Annotated in this window: 18 protein-coding genes; 14 read left to right on the top strand and 4 right to left on the bottom strand. The window is 62.3% G+C overall.

From position 1 onward, the window contains the following. Window positions 1-226 precede the first annotated feature (226 nt). The 8 genes from mnmG (at window position 227) to G7048_RS11370 (ending at window position 7,985) form a co-directional block, all read left to right on the top strand. Window positions 227-2,200, top strand: a complete 1,974-nt coding sequence (gene mnmG / locus G7048_RS11405; protein WP_166068250.1) for a tRNA uridine-5-carboxymethylaminomethyl(34) synthesis enzyme MnmG — start codon at window positions 227-229, stop codon at window positions 2,198-2,200. Then, complete coding sequence (gene rsmG, locus G7048_RS11400) at window positions 2,197-2,853, top strand: 16S rRNA (guanine(527)-N(7))-methyltransferase RsmG (protein WP_166068249.1); 657 nt, start codon at window positions 2,197-2,199, stop codon at window positions 2,851-2,853. Before mnmG ends, rsmG begins: the two co-directional genes overlap by 4 nt. A 37-nt stretch (window positions 2,854-2,890) precedes the next feature. After that, window positions 2,891-3,505, top strand: a complete 615-nt coding sequence (locus tag G7048_RS11395; RefSeq protein ID WP_166070925.1) for a LysE family translocator — start codon at window positions 2,891-2,893, stop codon at window positions 3,503-3,505. 24 nt (window positions 3,506-3,529) lie between these two features. After that, complete coding sequence (locus tag G7048_RS11390; RefSeq protein WP_166068248.1) at window positions 3,530-4,300, top strand: ParA family protein; 771 nt, start codon at window positions 3,530-3,532, stop codon at window positions 4,298-4,300. Window positions 4,301-4,317: 17 nt separating this feature from the next. Then, complete coding sequence (locus G7048_RS11385; RefSeq protein ID WP_166068247.1) at window positions 4,318-4,875, top strand: alpha/beta hydrolase; 558 nt, start codon at window positions 4,318-4,320, stop codon at window positions 4,873-4,875. Window positions 4,876-4,880: 5 nt separating this feature from the next. Further along, complete coding sequence (locus tag G7048_RS11380; RefSeq protein ID WP_166068246.1) at window positions 4,881-5,834, top strand: ParB/RepB/Spo0J family partition protein; 954 nt, start codon at window positions 4,881-4,883, stop codon at window positions 5,832-5,834. A 143-nt stretch (window positions 5,835-5,977) separates the two neighbouring features. Then, on the top strand, window positions 5,978-7,015 hold the full coding sequence (locus tag G7048_RS11375) for a peptidoglycan-binding domain-containing protein (protein WP_166068245.1): 1,038 nt from the start codon (window positions 5,978-5,980) through the stop codon (window positions 7,013-7,015). 364 nt (window positions 7,016-7,379) lie between these two features. Then, window positions 7,380-7,985 (top strand): N-acetyltransferase, encoded by a 606-nt coding sequence (locus G7048_RS11370; protein WP_240933248.1) that lies wholly within the window; start codon window positions 7,380-7,382, stop codon window positions 7,983-7,985. Between the two features lie 15 nt (window positions 7,986-8,000). On the opposite strand, the gene G7048_RS11365 is transcribed toward G7048_RS11370, so the two are convergent. Further along, window positions 8,001-8,630 carry a flavin reductase family protein gene (locus G7048_RS11365; protein WP_166068244.1) on the bottom strand — a complete coding sequence of 210 codons (630 nt, stop codon included), beginning with the start codon at window positions 8,628-8,630 and terminating at the stop codon, window positions 8,001-8,003. A gap of 69 nt (window positions 8,631-8,699) precedes the next feature. Beyond that, window positions 8,700-9,356 carry a TetR/AcrR family transcriptional regulator gene (locus tag G7048_RS11360; RefSeq protein WP_166068243.1) on the bottom strand — a complete coding sequence of 219 codons (657 nt, stop codon included), beginning with the start codon at window positions 9,354-9,356 and terminating at the stop codon, window positions 8,700-8,702. Window positions 9,357-9,523: 167 nt separating this feature from the next. On the opposite strand from G7048_RS11360, the gene G7048_RS11355 reads away from it, so the two are divergent. From G7048_RS11355 to G7048_RS11335, 5 genes are all read left to right on the top strand, one after another. Further along, a complete protein-coding gene (locus G7048_RS11355) occupies window positions 9,524-9,877 on the top strand; it encodes a DUF1428 domain-containing protein (protein ID WP_166068242.1) in 354 nt (117 codons plus the stop codon). A gap of 12 nt (window positions 9,878-9,889) precedes the next feature. Further along, window positions 9,890-10,390: a VOC family protein gene (locus G7048_RS11350; RefSeq protein WP_166068241.1), complete on the top strand. Its 501-nt coding sequence runs from the start codon at window positions 9,890-9,892 to the stop codon at window positions 10,388-10,390. 84 nt (window positions 10,391-10,474) lie between these two features. Further along, window positions 10,475-10,909, top strand: coding sequence for a VOC family protein (locus tag G7048_RS11345; RefSeq protein ID WP_166068240.1), 435 nt, complete (start codon window positions 10,475-10,477; stop codon window positions 10,907-10,909). A gap of 12 nt (window positions 10,910-10,921) precedes the next feature. After that, window positions 10,922-11,314, top strand: a complete 393-nt coding sequence (locus G7048_RS11340; protein ID WP_166068239.1) for a VOC family protein — start codon at window positions 10,922-10,924, stop codon at window positions 11,312-11,314. 68 nt (window positions 11,315-11,382) lie between these two features. Continuing rightward, window positions 11,383-11,886 carry an SRPBCC family protein gene (locus tag G7048_RS11335; protein ID WP_166068238.1) on the top strand — a complete coding sequence of 168 codons (504 nt, stop codon included), beginning with the start codon at window positions 11,383-11,385 and terminating at the stop codon, window positions 11,884-11,886. A gap of 18 nt (window positions 11,887-11,904) precedes the next feature. Here the strand turns inward: G7048_RS11335 and G7048_RS11330 are convergent, their stop codons facing one another. After that, a complete protein-coding gene (locus G7048_RS11330) occupies window positions 11,905-12,792 on the bottom strand; it encodes a helix-turn-helix domain-containing protein (protein ID WP_166068237.1) in 888 nt (295 codons plus the stop codon). A gap of 66 nt (window positions 12,793-12,858) precedes the next feature. Between G7048_RS11330 and G7048_RS11325 the strand changes: the two genes are divergently transcribed. After that, window positions 12,859-14,130: an MFS transporter gene (locus G7048_RS11325; protein WP_166068236.1), complete on the top strand. Its 1,272-nt coding sequence runs from the start codon at window positions 12,859-12,861 to the stop codon at window positions 14,128-14,130. 115 nt (window positions 14,131-14,245) lie between these two features. On the opposite strand, the gene G7048_RS11320 is transcribed toward G7048_RS11325, so the two are convergent. Continuing rightward, complete coding sequence (locus G7048_RS11320; protein WP_166068235.1) at window positions 14,246-14,674, bottom strand: pyrimidine dimer DNA glycosylase/endonuclease V; 429 nt, start codon at window positions 14,672-14,674, stop codon at window positions 14,246-14,248. Window positions 14,675-14,688 lie beyond the last annotated feature (14 nt).

Genomic DNA, 14,688 nt, shown 5'->3' with positions numbered 1-14,688 from the left:
TCCATGGCACTGCCGTGGTGGTCCGTGAGGCTATCGGGACAGAAACGGCAGAGCATGGGAAAATCACGGGTTCTCCCAGCCTCGTCGGGGTTGGGCTTCTCAGACCCATTTTGAAGATCGCGCGAGCCTCATGGTGAGGCTTGGGGCGATCAGTCTGCCTCCCGGTTGCGCGCGGCCGGGATTGAGTTGTAGTTTGCGGGCCAGCGCGTCCCCGGAGTCACACTCCATGTTGTATCCCCAGAATTTTGATGTCATCGTAGTCGGCGGCGGTCATGCCGGAACCGAAGCAGCCCTCGCCGCAGCGCGCATGGGTTGCAAAACTTTGCTGCTCTCGCACAACATCGAGACGCTTGGCCAGATGAGCTGCAACCCGAGCATTGGCGGGATCGGCAAGGGCCATCTCGTCAAGGAAGTCGATGCGATGGGCGGTGCCATGGCGTTGGCCACCGACAAGGGCGGCATTCAGTTCCGTATCCTCAACAGCTCCAAGGGCCCAGCCGTTCGCGCCACCCGTGCGCAGGCCGATCGCATTCTGTACAAGGCCGCCATCCGCGAGATGCTGGAGAACCAGCCGAATCTGTGGCTGTTCCAGCAAGCGGTGGACGACCTGATGGTGGAGGGCGATCGTGTCGTCGGTGCGGTGACGCAGGTGGGCATCCAGTTCCGCGCTCGCACCGTGGTGTTGACGGCGGGCACGTTCCTCGACGGCAAGATCCACGTGGGGTTGAACAACTACTCGGCAGGTCGCGCGGGAGATCCTCCGGCGGTGTCCCTGTCTGCACGCCTCAAGGAACTGAAGTTGCCGCAGGGTCGCCTCAAGACCGGTACGCCTCCGCGCATCGACGGCCGCAGCATCGATTTTTCCAAGTGCGAAGAGCAGCCTGGCGACGGCATGCCGGGTGGCGTGAACGAAGGCTCGGTGCCAGTGTTCAGCTTCATGGGGAACGTTGCCATGCATCCACGGCAGATGCCTTGCTGGATCACGCACACCAATGCGCGCACGCACGACATCATTCGCTCCGGTTTTGATCGCAGCCCCATGTTCACCGGCAAGATCGAGGGCGTTGGCCCACGTTACTGCCCGAGCGTGGAAGACAAGATCAACCGCTTTGCGGACAAGGAAAGTCACCAGATTTTCCTGGAGCCCGAAGGTCTGACGACGAACGAGTACTACCCGAACGGCATCTCGACCAGCCTGCCTTTCGACGTTCAGTACGATCTGGTGCGCAGCATGGTGGGACTGGAGAACGCACATATTCTGCGTCCCGGCTACGCCATCGAGTACGACTACTTCGATCCTCGCTCGCTCAAGAGCAGCTTCGAAACGCGCCAGATCAATGGTCTGTTCTTCGCAGGGCAGATCAACGGCACGACCGGCTACGAAGAGGCGGCAGCCCAAGGCATGTTCGCGGGCATCAACGCGGCACTGCAATGTCGCGAGCAAGAAGCCTGGGTGCCGCGTCGCGATGAAGCCTATCTGGGTGTGCTGGTCGATGACCTGATCACCAAGGGCGTGACCGAGCCTTACCGTATGTTCACCAGCCGCGCGGAGTTCCGTCTGCAATTGCGTGAAGACAACGCCGATATGCGGCTGACTGAGGCGGCTCGCAATATGGGGCTGATCGACGATGCTCGTTGGGATGCATTCAGCCGCAAGCGCGATGCTGTTTCACGTGAAACAGAACGCTTGAAAGCGATCTGGGTGAATCCACGCAACTTGCCAGCAACCGAATCCGAGCGCGTTCTGGGCAAGGCCATCGATCACGAATACAACCTGTTCGATCTGCTGCGCCGCCCGAACGTGGGCTATACAGAACTCACGAACATGGATGGCGGCAAGTATGTGAACTCCGATGTTTCACGTGAAACCTTGGGCGAGCTCAGCGACCCGGTCATCGAGCAGGTGGAAATCGCGGCCAAGTATTCGGGCTACATCGACCGCCAGAAGGATGAGGTCGAGCGAGCTGCTCACTTCGAAAAACTGCGTTTGCCGGATGAGTTGGACTACATGCAAGTAGCGGCGCTTTCCATCGAGGTGCGCCAGAAGCTGCAGAAACATCGTCCTGAAACCTTGGGTCAGGCATCGCGCATTTCGGGTGTGACTCCTGCCGCGATCTCGCTGCTGATGGTTCACCTGAAGAAGGGCGGCTTCAAGGAGTTCGGCAATATGTCAGGGCAAACGGTGGAAGCTGCAGCATGAGCGATGCGTTGTTGAGTGAGCTGCGCGACGGTGCGCAGAAGCTGGGTTTGGCGCTGAGCGAACAGCAGTTCGCGCAGTTGATGGAGTTTCTGTCCGTCTTGCAGAAGTGGAACAAGGTCTACAACCTGACCTCGGTGCGTGCCCCGCAGGAAATGCTCACACACCATCTGCTGGACAGTCTGGCGGCGGTTCCTCCGCTGCAGCGCTATCTGGAGTCCATGCCCGAAGGTCAGCGTGAAAAACTGCTCGATGTGGGCTCGGGCGGTGGGTTGCCTGGCGTGGTGTTCGCCATCTGCTGCCCGCAGCTCGATGTGAGTTGTGTGGATACGGTGGCAAAGAAGGCCGCCTTCATCAATCAGGCAGCAGCGACTTTGAAGCTCCCCAATCTGCATGGCATCCACGCGCGGGTCGAAACGTTGACGACCAAATTTGATGTGGTGAGCTGCCGCGCATTCGCGTCGCTGATCGACTTCACGACCTGGTCGCGTGCCACGTTGGCCGATCACGCCATCTGGTTTGCCATGAAGGGCAAACATCCTGATGAAGAAATCGCAGCGCTGCGCCCGGATGTGGAGGTGTTTCACGTGGAACAGCTACAGGTCCCCGCGCTTGATGCAGATCGTTGCATCGTCTGGATGCGACCTGTCGCGTAAACTCGGGGTTCAATTCGCCCGCTCGCAGGAGCTTCCCATGTTTGGTATTGCCGACTACGGTGCATTCGTCGCCGCGATCATTGTGTTCCTTTGCATTCCCGGTCCCGGGAATCTGGCGCTGATCACGTCCACCAGCAAGGGAGGGTTCCGTGGTGGATTCGCTTCCACCTTCGGCGTCATCTGTGCCGATCAGGTGCTGATGTGGGCGGCTGTGGGTGGCGTTGCTGGCGTGATGGCAGCTTATCCAGCAGCTTTTCACATGATTCAGTGGTTGGGTGCCGCCTATCTGGCCTGGATCGGCTGGCGCATGCTGCGCGCCAAACCCGGTGACGCGCCGGTGGTGAACATCAAGCCGCATCACTATTTCAAACAGGGTGCGATCATCACCTTGTTCAATCCCAAGGCCATTGTTTTCTACATGGCTTTTTTCCCGTTGTTTGTGAATCCACAGACGCATCGCGGACTGACGACATTTGCGGCGATGGCTGTAACAGTCGCCATTCTGACCTTGCTTTATGCGACCATCATGATTCTGCTCACGCACTTTCTGGCTGAACGCATGCGTGCCAATCCCAAAATTGTCAGCTTGCTGGAAAAGACGGCAGGTATCTTTCTCATTGGCTTTGGCGTCAAGCTGGCCATTTCCAAATAACACCAAGCACCTCGAAAAGATCGCATGGCCAAGATTTTCTGCATTGCCAATCAGAAGGGTGGAGTCGGCAAAACCACCACCACCGTGAACCTTGCTGCGGGTTTGGCCAAGATCGGTCAGCGCGTATTGCTGGTGGATCTCGATCCCCAGGGCAATGCCACCATGGGCTCTGGCGTGGACAAGCGCGCACTGGAGCTCAGCGTGTACGACGTGCTGCTCGAATCCGCTTCCATCAAGGAAGCCGCTGTGAAGGCCGAGCAGTGCGGCTACCAGGTGCTGGGCGCGAACCGCGAACTGGCAGGTGCCGAGGTCGAACTGGTCACGCTGGAGCAGCGCGAAAAGCGCCTCAAGGCAGCGCTGGCGGCGGTCGACAAGGACTTCGACTTTGTGCTGATCGATTGCCCACCAAGCCTGTCGATGCTCACGCTGAACGGCCTGTGCAGCGCCCATGGCGTGGTCGTGCCGATGCAGTGCGAGTACTTCGCACTCGAAGGGCTGACCGATCTGGTGAACACCATCAAGCAGGTGCACGCCAATCTGAACCCGGACCTGCAGGTCATCGGTCTGCTGCGCGTGATGTACGACCCGCGCATCACGCTGCAAAGCCAGGTCAGCGAACAGCTCAAGGACCACTTCGGCGACAAGGTGTTCGACACCGTCATTCCGCGCAATGTGCGTCTGGCCGAGGCACCCAGCTATGGCCTGCCGGGCGTGGTGTTCGATGCGAGCGCCAAGGGCAGTGTGGCCTTCGTCGAATTCGCGAAGGAAATGGTCAAGCGCATCAAGAAGATGTGATCCGGGCGAACAAAGCAATGAACGCAAGCAATGTGCTGATCCTGCCGGGCTGGCAGGGATCGGGTGAGGAACACTGGCAAAGCTGCTGGGAGCGCCTGTACGGCTACCAGCGCGTGGAGCAGCACGACTGGATGCATCCGCTGCGTGGCGACTGGAGCGTGCGGCTGGAAGAAACCGTGGTGGATTCCAATGGCCCGGTGATCTTGGTCGCGCACAGCCTGGGCTGCATTCTGACGGCCTGGTGGGCCGCCCATTCGCAAAACACGGCCAAGGTGCAGGCGGCTTTGCTGGTTGCTCCCGGAGACGTGGAGCGCCCCGAATTGGCCGCTGGACCGCTGCATGGCTGGCGTCCGATCGTCACGCGCGCATTGCCGTTTCCCAGCATTTTGGTGGGCAGCCAGAACGACCCGTATTGCACTTTCGAGCGTGCTCGCGCCCTTGCCGACGCCTGGGGCTCGCGCCTGGTGGATGCGGGGGCGCGCGGACATATCAATGCCGAATCCGGCCTTGGCGACTGGCCCGAAGGGCATGCGCTGCTGGATTCGCTCGCACAGAACAAGACAAAGAAGGACTGAACCACATGGTCACGAAGAAACCCAAGGGCCTTGGTCGCGGACTCGAGGCATTGCTGGGCCCCAAGGTGGCCGACAAGACGCCGGTCGCCGCCGTCTCGATCAAGGACACAGGCCCCGTGCCGGAGCAGGGCGTGGGCAAGCTCGCGCTGACCGAGATGGTGCCCGGCATGTACCAGCCGCGCACGCGCATGGACGAGGGCGCGCTGTATGAGCTGGCCGAGAGCATCAAGCAGCAGGGCATCATGCAGCCCATCCTGGTGCGCAAACTGGTCGATGGCCCGAACGCTGGCAAGTACGAAATCATCGCGGGCGAACGGCGCTTTCGCGCGTCCAAGCTGGCCGGCTTGAACGAGGTGCCGGTGCTGGTGCGCGAGGTGCCCAACGAGGCCGCAGCCGCCATGGCGCTGATCGAAAACATCCAGCGCGAAGACCTCAACCCGTTGGAAGAGGCGCAGGGCCTGCAGCGTCTGATTCGCGAATTCGGCCTCACGCACGAGCAGGCGGCGCAGGCCGTTGGCCGCTCGCGCAGTGCCGCATCGAACCTGTTGCGTCTGCTGAATCTGGCCGATCCCGTGCAGACCATGCTCATGGCGGGCGACATCGACATGGGCCATGCCCGCGCGCTGCTCTCGCTGGAGCGCGCCACGCAGATCACTGCTGGCAACCAGATCGCCGCCAAGAAGCTCTCCGTGCGCGAGGCCGAGGCGCTGGTCAAGAAGCTGGGTGCGGAGTTCAACCTGCAGCCGCAAAAGCCCAAGAAGGAAAAGACGCGCGACATGAAACGCGTCGAGGAAGAGCTCTCCGATCTGCTCACGGCCGAGGTGGAGGTGCGCGTGAAAAAGCGCGTCAAGCGCCATGGCCGCATGGAAGAGTTGGGTGAAGTGGCGATCCAGTTCGGTTCGCTGGAGTCGCTCAACGGCCTGATCGAGCGTTTGCGCGGCAACTCGTCGCCAAATTGATGTAAAAAACGCCAAAAGAAACAAGTTGTAAGCATCATCCGGCGCGACAGGGTCAGCGCTATTATTTCCTGTCTTTTTTGAGCGGGAACAAGACCCCCCACTCAATCGCACTTCAATCAAGCGTATTGGAAGGGGAGTCCGTGATGCGCAAAACCCAGTGGACCTTGATCGCAGCCGCATGTGCTGCCGTCGTTCTGACCGGTTGCGAAACCACCAACATGAAGATGGGCAGCTCCGAGTCGAAGACTGTGGCGACGGGCGCTGCAGGCGGCTCCAGCACTGCCAATGCGAGCAGCCAGCTGGAGCGCTGCCAGTCGCCTCTGGGCACGGTCTCTCTGGTCGAGAACCAGGACGCAGGTTGGTACACGATCCTGCGCAACGAATACCGCCTGCCGCCCACGGCCAATCTGCTGCGCCTGCTGGTGCAGCAATCCAACTGTTTCATCGTCGTCGAGCGCAGCGCAGCAGGCATGCGCGCCATGGACCGCGAGCGCCAGATCATGGGCTCGGGCGAAATGCGCGGCGGCAGCAACTTCGGCAAGGGCCAGATGGTGGCGTCCGACTACGCCATGTCGCCTGAAATCATCTTCTCGAACAGCGATGCTGGCGGCATCGGCGGTGCGCTGGGCGGCCTGATCGGCGGCGGTCGCGGTGCGGCTGTGGCGGCCATCGGCGGCAGCATGAAGACCCGTGAAGCCAGCGCCATGTTGACGCTGGTGGACAACCGCTCCGGCGTGCAGGTCTCGGCTTCCGAAGGAAGTGCCTCCAAAACCGATTTTGCGGGCTTTGGCAGCATTTTCGGCAGTGCGGCAGGGGGAAGTCTGGGCGGCTACCAGAACACCGCTCAGGGCAAGGTTTTGACAGCTGCGTTCATGGATGCCTACAACCAGATGGTCATGGCACTGCGCAACTACAAGGCCCAGGCCGTGCAAGGCCAAGGTCTGGGTGGCGGCGGTCGCCTGAGCGTGGATGGCGCTGCGCCTCCGTCGCAGACCCGCGCCGGTGCCACCATGTCCACGCGCGAGGCGCAGGAGCGCCTTGTGGGTTTGGGCTACAACCTGACGGCCGATGGCTCCATGGGCCCCAAGACCATGAACGCGGTCCGTTCGTACCAGAAGGACCAGGGACTGCCCCAAAGTGGTCGTCTGGACAAGGCGACGCTGGACGCGCTGTCGCGTTGATTCACCAAGATTCACTTCCAGGGTGATTCAAAGCGGCTTTCGGGCCGCTTTTTTTGTGCTCGGCGCAGGCGGGGATGCACCTTTCGCGCAGTCGTGCACGATGCGCGGTCTTATCGCACTGGATACGTGCGAAATGGGCGACAAACGCTATCGATTGGCCTAGGATGCCCGCCGTTCACAACGGATCTTCATTCCCATGCACCTCTCACTGCCGCCATTCTGGGCGTCGTGGTTGCCTGCGTCCGCCTGCAACCCTTCTGACGTTTCCAAAGTTTCTTTTTCTTCTCTTTCCCTTTCGCAGCTGACTCAGGCTGCGCGGACGCTGCGAGCGTTCAAGGGGCTGGTGCCGCTGGCATCCCCTCTCGTGACCGAGTTGCGCATCGATGTGCACACCGGCCCCGAAGCCATCGAGAGCGAGCTGGACTCGCTGCATGGCAGGCTCCACACCCCCGGTGACTCCATGCACGGCATCGAGCATCTTTCGCTCCTCGAAGATCCCCGATTCACCGTGCACTGGCGCGAGGCCGATGGTGAGCGCTATGTCTACATCGAAGACACGCTGGAGCAGCGACTCGCGGGCTACACGGTCTTCAACCGCCTCATTGAAATCAACAAGCGCGCCGACCGTTTTCTGCGCGCGCCGCATTCCAAATTCGCGCCGGAGTACCAGCGCCGGGGCCTGGCCACAGCCGTGTATCGCTGGGCGCTGGACGGCGGCCAGTGCCTGATGACGGGCGCGCGCCAGTCGGACGGCGCACATGCGCTATGGGACCGTCTTGCGCGCGACTACGCGCAGGGCTACGTGCACCTGCAGGACAAGGCAGTGACCTATCTGGGCACCGAAGTCGACGACGAGCGCCTGATGGACGATCTCAACACGCGCCGCATTCTGCTTGGCAAGGGCTGGAGCATCGAAGGCCTCGCCACTTCCGCGCGCATGAGCATGGCCGAAGAGGCCGTCTGCGCTTGACGAGAGCCTGCCTGCTCAGCGCGGGCGGAACATGCGAAAGCGCTGAGCTTCCTCGATCTTGAAGTAGTCCGCAGGGCCACCGCCACGCAGTATCGGCTGGCCCGCCGCCGTGTCGTAGATGCCGTCCTTGAGCAGGCGGTGCTCGATGTGCACGGCCACCACCTCGCCCAGCACCAGCCAGCTCGGCGCATTCGTGCCGTCCGCGCATCGGAGCTGGATGATCTGCGTGCATTTGCACTCCATGGTCACCGGGCTTTCGGCCACGCGCGGCGGGGCGACCTTGAGCGACGCGAGCGGCGTGAGCTGGGCCAGCTCGAACTCGTTGACCTCGAACGGGACCGCCGCGCAGCTCTGGTTCATGGCCTCGGCGAGCGGATAGGTCGCGAGGTTCCAGACGAACTCGCCGGTCTCCTCGATGTTGGTCAGCGTGTCCTTCTTGCCGAGGCTGGAAAAGCCGATGATCGGCGGCGTGTAGTTGAACGCGTTGAAGAAGCTGTAGGGCGCGAGATTGAGCACGCCCGCGCTGCTTTTCGTGGACATCCAGCCGATCGGACGCGGCCCGATGATGGCGTTGAACGGATCGTGCGGCAGGCCGTGGCCTTCGCTCGGGATGTAGGTGTGAAAGCGCTCGGATTCGGTGGTCATGGCAGCCTGCGGATGAAGATGCGGTTGGCTCCATCCTAGCCGTTCACGCCGCGCGCCGACGAGCCGCGTTCAAAGCCCTTTTTCGACCATCAGCAGCAGCCGCTCGACCAGCGCCGCGCGTTGCTCGGGCGTGCTGTGGCGCAGCGGCCCGTCGATCATCAGCGTGGCCATGCCGTGCACCGTGGACCAGGCCAGATACTCGGCCTGTGGGCGGTGCGCGGCGGGCAGCACGCCCGCTTCGACCATCGCATCCAGCGCCTCGCACAGCAGCTCGAAAGGATCTGCCGGAGGCTTGTCCGCCTGCAGTTGCTGCTTCTGGTCGGCGAGCGCATCGCGCTCCAGTTCGTTGGCCGCAAACGCGGTGCGGAACCAGCCGGTTTCGGTCTGCGCGAATTCCAGATAGCCGCGCCCCACGGCCGCCAGCATGGCCTTTGCGCGCGGAGCCGGTTCGGCCATCTGCCGCGCGAGAGCGAGCAGGTCTTCGATGGTCTGAGCCATGGTTGCCAGCACCTGCATGCGCACGGCCTCGAACAGCGCTTCACGGTTGGCGAAATGCCGGTACGCCGCATTCGGTGCCACGCCCGCGCGCCGCGTCGCCTCGCGCAGCACGATGGCCTGCGGCCCGCCTTCGCGCGCAAGTTTCATGCCCGCATCCACCAGCGCCATGCGCAGATCGCCATGGTGGTAGGAGCGTCGAACGGAAACATCGGTGGGCAGGCCAGTCATGTGCACGGGAGCCGGTTGGCAGGGGCATGAAAACAAAGCCTTACCAAGCCGAACAAATCAAATGTGGACAGTGTTCATTTTAGTCTGCAGAATAAGTGAACGTTGTCCACATTGATGGCGTTCTCCATTTTTTCTTTCAATGCCTTTCTCTCAAGGAGTCAGAGATCATGAATCTGCAGAACTACGTTGACGGCTTCCTCTGTCCGGTGAAAACGCAGGACCGGGAGCGCTATCTGGCGGTCGCCACGGCGGCGGCTGCGCTGTTCAAAAAGCACGGCGCGCTCTCGGTGGTCGAGTGCTGGGCCGACGATGTGCCGGATGGCAAACTCACCTCCATGCCCATGGCGGTGAAGCTGGAGCAGGGCGAGATCGTCGTGTTCTCGTGGGTCGTCTGGCCCGACAAGGCCGTGCGCGACAAGGGCATGCAGGCCGTGATGGACGACCCGCAGATGCCCAAGGACATGCCGTTCGACGGCAAGCGCCTGATCTACGGCGGATTCCAGCCGATTCTGGTTGCCTGAAGGAGTGTCACCATGGCCCAGCTCCAACGCATACAGCCCTGCCTCTGGTTCGACCGCAATGGCGAGGAGGCGGCGCGCTTCTACACCTCGGTGTTTCCCCATTCGAGCATCGGCCCCATCACGCACTACAGCGACGAGGGCCGCGAGTTCCACCACATGCCCAGCGGCCACGCGCTCACGGTGAGTTTTCAGCTCGACGGCATGGATTTTCTGGCGCTCAACGGAGGCCCGAGCTTTCGATTCAACGAAGCCATCTCGCTGGTGGTGCACTGCGACACGCAGCAGGAAATCGACCACTACTGGAGCCGCTTGGGCGAAGGCGGCGACCCGGCGGCGCAGCAATGCGGATGGCTCAAGGATCGCTTCAGTCTTTCATGGCAGATCGTGCCTGAGCCATGGATGCGCCTGCTGGTCAGCGGCGAACAAACAGGCATCGATCGCGGCATGCGTGCCATGTTTGCGATGAAAAAGCTGAACCTTGCCGAACTGCTCGCCGCCTACGAAGGCCGCTGATTGACGCGTGACTTCCGCTGATTCACATTCCATTCATCTTGTCGCGCAACCATCCGGTGTTTATCCCATTTTCAGGAGACTCGCATGCAATTCATTCCCTATCTCAACTTCAACGGCAACTGCGCGGAGGCCATGGCTTTCTATGCCAAGGTGCTCAACGGCAAGCAAGGCCCCGTCATGCGCTTTGGCGACATGCCACCATCGCCCGACATGCCGCCCGTGCCCGAGAGCGCCAAGAACGGCGTGATGCACACCTTCGTGCAGTTTGGCGATCAGGAACTGATGGCCTCCGACGTGATGCCCGAGGCCTGCGGCGGCATGGCCTATCAGGCGCCGCACGGCATGTACATCTCCATCCGTGTGGATACCGTGGATGAAGGCCGTCGCATCTTCAATGCCTTCGCGGAAGGCGGCAAGGTGTCCATGCCGTTCGACAAGACCTTCTGGTCGCCGGGCTTCGGCATGGTGACCGATCGCTTCGGCACGCCGTGGATGCTCAACGTGTTCGTTCCGGCTTGAAGGAGGCCCCCCATGTCAGCTGTACACAACCCTGTTGTCTGGTTTGAAATCTATGTGCAGGACATGGCCCGTGCCCGCACGTTCTACGAGTCCGTGTTGCAGAAAAAGCTGGAGCCCATGCAGCCCCCTGAAGGGGATGCGTCGGGCTTCGAGATGCTCGCCTTTCCAGGCGATCCCCACGGCCCCGGCGCGGGTGGCATGCTGGTGAAGATGGACGGCGTTCCTTCGGGTGGAGGCGGCACGCTGGTGTACTTTGCGTGCGACGACTGCGCGGTCGAACAGGCTCGCGTCGAGGGCGCGGGTGGGCAGATCCACAAGGCCAAGTTTTCCATTGGTCCCTATGGCTTTTGCGCGCTGATGATGGATACTGAGGGCAATTGCTTCGGCCTGCACTCGATGAAATGAACACGCTGGGTTCGCGGCACGGGGGGATCTCTACGACCTCATTGCAACCCGGCACAAGGAGACAAGCCATGTTCGATCCCACATCCAAGGACGACGGCGAATCGTCGGCACAACCATCGCACATCAACGATCTGGTGCTCACGCGCCTGCTGGCCGCGCCTGCCGACAAGTTGTTTCGCTGTTGGACCGATCCCGCACTCCTCGTGCAATGGTTCGTGCCCGCGCCGTGGAGCGTGGCGCGTGTCGAGTCGGACCTGCGACCCGGCGGGCGTTGCCTCGTCGTCATGCGCAGCCCCGAGGGTCAGGAAGTACCCAACGACGGCGTGTATCTCGAAGTCGTTCCCAACCGCAGACTGGTGTTCACCGACGCCTACCGTGCGGGCTGGGTTCCAGCCGACAAGCCGTTCATGACGGCCATCGTGAACTTCGAGCCCGTCGGCGATCAGACCCGCTACACCGCCATCGCGCGGCACTGGAACGAGCAGGATCGCAAGACCCACGAGGACATGGGCTTTCACACCGGCTGGGGCATCTGCGCGGACCAGCTCGAAGCCCTCGCACGCACCTTGTAGCGCCTTGCGCGAACAGGTTCATTGCGAGCCGAAGAACTGCCCCGGTGACTGCCCCACCGACTTGCGCACCATCGCGCTGAACGCACTGGGGCTGTAGCCCAACTCGGTTGCGATGTGCGCTACCGGCATGCGCGATGCGGCCATCGACAGTGCCTTGGCGAGCACCACCTGCTGACGCCATTGCGTGAACGTGCTGCCCAGTTCATGACGGAACAGGCGCGCCACCGTGCGCGGGCTCGCACCTGTGTCACGCGCCCATTCCTCCAGCGTTTCGTGGCGCGTGGGATCGGCGATCACCGCCTCGCACAGATTCCGTAGGCGCTTGTCGTGCGGCAGATCGACACCGATGCGTACGGGATTCGCGCGGCGCATTTCATCGAGGATCAACGCGCTCAAATGCTTCTCGCGCGCGAGTTCTTCCGGTGACAGTGCGGGACCGGCATTCGACACCGTGGGCATCTCGCGCACCAGCGCGCGCAGCAGGTCCGACACCTCCAGCACGCGGCACTGCCGCCATGCATCTTCATCGTGCCGAGCCACACCGGGACCGCAGCGGCCCACGGGCTGATGGAAGTACAGCGTGCGCAGATCGGCATCCTCCACCATTGTCACCGCGTGCTCCACACCAGGCGGAATCCACAGCGCGCGCGAGGGTGGAACGAGGTAGGTGCCGGTCGGCACATCAAGGCGGATCACGCCGGACGTCGAGATCGCCACCTGTGCCCACGCATGGCTGTGCGGCTTGATCTGCGTGTCCGCGCGCAGGCGTCGGTACTTCACGCGTACGGGGCGCTGGCGCGTGGGCAGAAACAGCTCGGGCGTGGCGGACTCCACATACGAAAGCTCGCGCGGAATGCGTCTGGTGGGCGTCTCGCGCAACGCCCCGGTGGCGGTGTCTGTTGGCATGATCTCGATAGAAGTTGGCAGACTATCGTATATCGGACGAAAGGCATTCGGCCTAACATCGGCCCCATGACCACTACAACATCCACACCTTCCACGTCGCCGCCGGACAACTTCCGGCAGGACGCGCGAACCATCGGCCTGATCGGACTGGCGCACGGCTCCTCGCACTTCTTCCATATGCTGCTGCCGCCGCTGTTTCCGTTCCTGATCGCGGAGTTCGGCTTCAGTTATTCACAGCTCGGCCTGCTGGTGTCGGTGTTCTTCGTGGTCTCCGGCGTCGGGCAGATGCTCTCGGGCTTCATCGTCGACCGCGTGGGTGCGCGCCCGGTGCTGTTCTTCGCGCTGTCCTGCTTCATCGCGGCTGGCTTGGTTGCGGGCACGGCCAGCGGCTATGCATCGCTGATCCTCGCCTCGCTGCTCGCGGGCATGGGCAACGCGCCATTCCATCCGGTGGACTTCACTATCCTCAACAAGCGCGTGTCGGCCAAGCGCCTTGGCCACGGCTTTGCGGTGCATGGCATCTCTGGAAACCTGGGCTGGGCCACCGCGCCTGTGTTCATGGCCGGCATCGCCACGGCCACAGGCTCGTGGCGCACGGCCTGCCTGAGCGGCGCGGCGCTGGCGTTCGTCATCCTGATGATCATGGTGATCAACCGCGATTCGCTCGATGACCGCAAGGGCTCCTGGTCCAACCAGCCAGCCGCTGCGAAGGGCGGCGCAGCCGCGGTGCAGGAACACCCCATGGCCTTCCTCAAACTGCCATCGGTGTGGCTGTGCTTCTCGTTCTTTTTCTGGAGCACCTGCTCGCTCTCGGCCATCCAGAGCTTCGCCAGTCCTGCGCTGCACAAGCTCTACGGCACACCAGTGTCGGTCACGGCATTGGTCGTCACCGGCTACATGCTGTGCGGTGCTGTTGGCATGGTGATCGGCGGCTTTCTCGTCGCGCGCGTGCAGCGTCTGGAAAAAACCATCTCGCTGTGCCTGCTCGCCGCCGCCGCGATGCTCGCGCTCGTGGGCACAGGCGTCTTGCCCGGCATGGCCGCGCTGGTGGTCACCTCGCTCGCAGGCATGGGCATCGGCATCGCCGGTCCATCGCGCGACATGCTGATCAAGCGCGCCGCTCCTCCGGGCGCTACCGGCCGCGTCTACGGCACGGTGTACTCGGGGCTGGATCTGGGCTTCTGCGTGTCCGCTCCGGTGTTCGGCGCGTTGCTCGATGCGAACATGGTGCCCGGCATCTTCTTCGGCTCGGCCGCCGCGCTGGCACTGGGCGTGGTCTCGGCAGGGTTCGTTGGTGCGGGTGTCGCCGCTCGAACAGTGCGCCCGGCCGCCGCCTGATTCATCGACTGCTCGCCAACGCCAGGGGCTCCGTCGCAAGACCGGAGCCCTTTTGCTTTTTCAGGACCATTTCAGAACCATTTCAGAACCATTTCAGAACCATTTCAGAACCGTTTTAGGGCCGTTCCCAATCCGCAATCGGCCCCGGCTGAAGGCGGAACATTGGATGCAGCTCAGGCCCGCTCAGCAGTGCGATCTTTTCAAAGTCCGCAGGGCTGCGCGTCTGCAATTTTTTGCGCAGATGCTCCCACTCGTATTCCAACTGCCCGCTCGCCACCGCGATGACTGCATTCGCATCGGCTGCGTGAATCTTGCTGCCGTCAAAACGATAAGCACGCCGCGTCGCTTCGGCATGCACGTCCTGCAGATAACGCGCGAGCGCAGCAGCCGGATCGGCCAGCACCTTGAACCGATCGAGCTGCGGATGGTTGCGATACCCCTTGGTTTCGCCGCGCAGCACAGCCTGCGCCAGCAACGCCTCGCGCCACAGCGCGACCAGCCCTTTGGCATCGAGATAACGGGGGTGAAGAGACCAGAGACGCACGGTGTTGAGTGGAT

The sequence above is a fragment of the Diaphorobacter sp. HDW4B genome (genome assembly GCF_011305535.1).
Taxonomy (GTDB): Bacteria; Pseudomonadota; Gammaproteobacteria; order Burkholderiales; family Burkholderiaceae_C; genus Diaphorobacter_A.
Note: the sequence above shows the minus strand (reverse complement) of the source record. Positions and strands in the feature narration are given on the sequence as shown.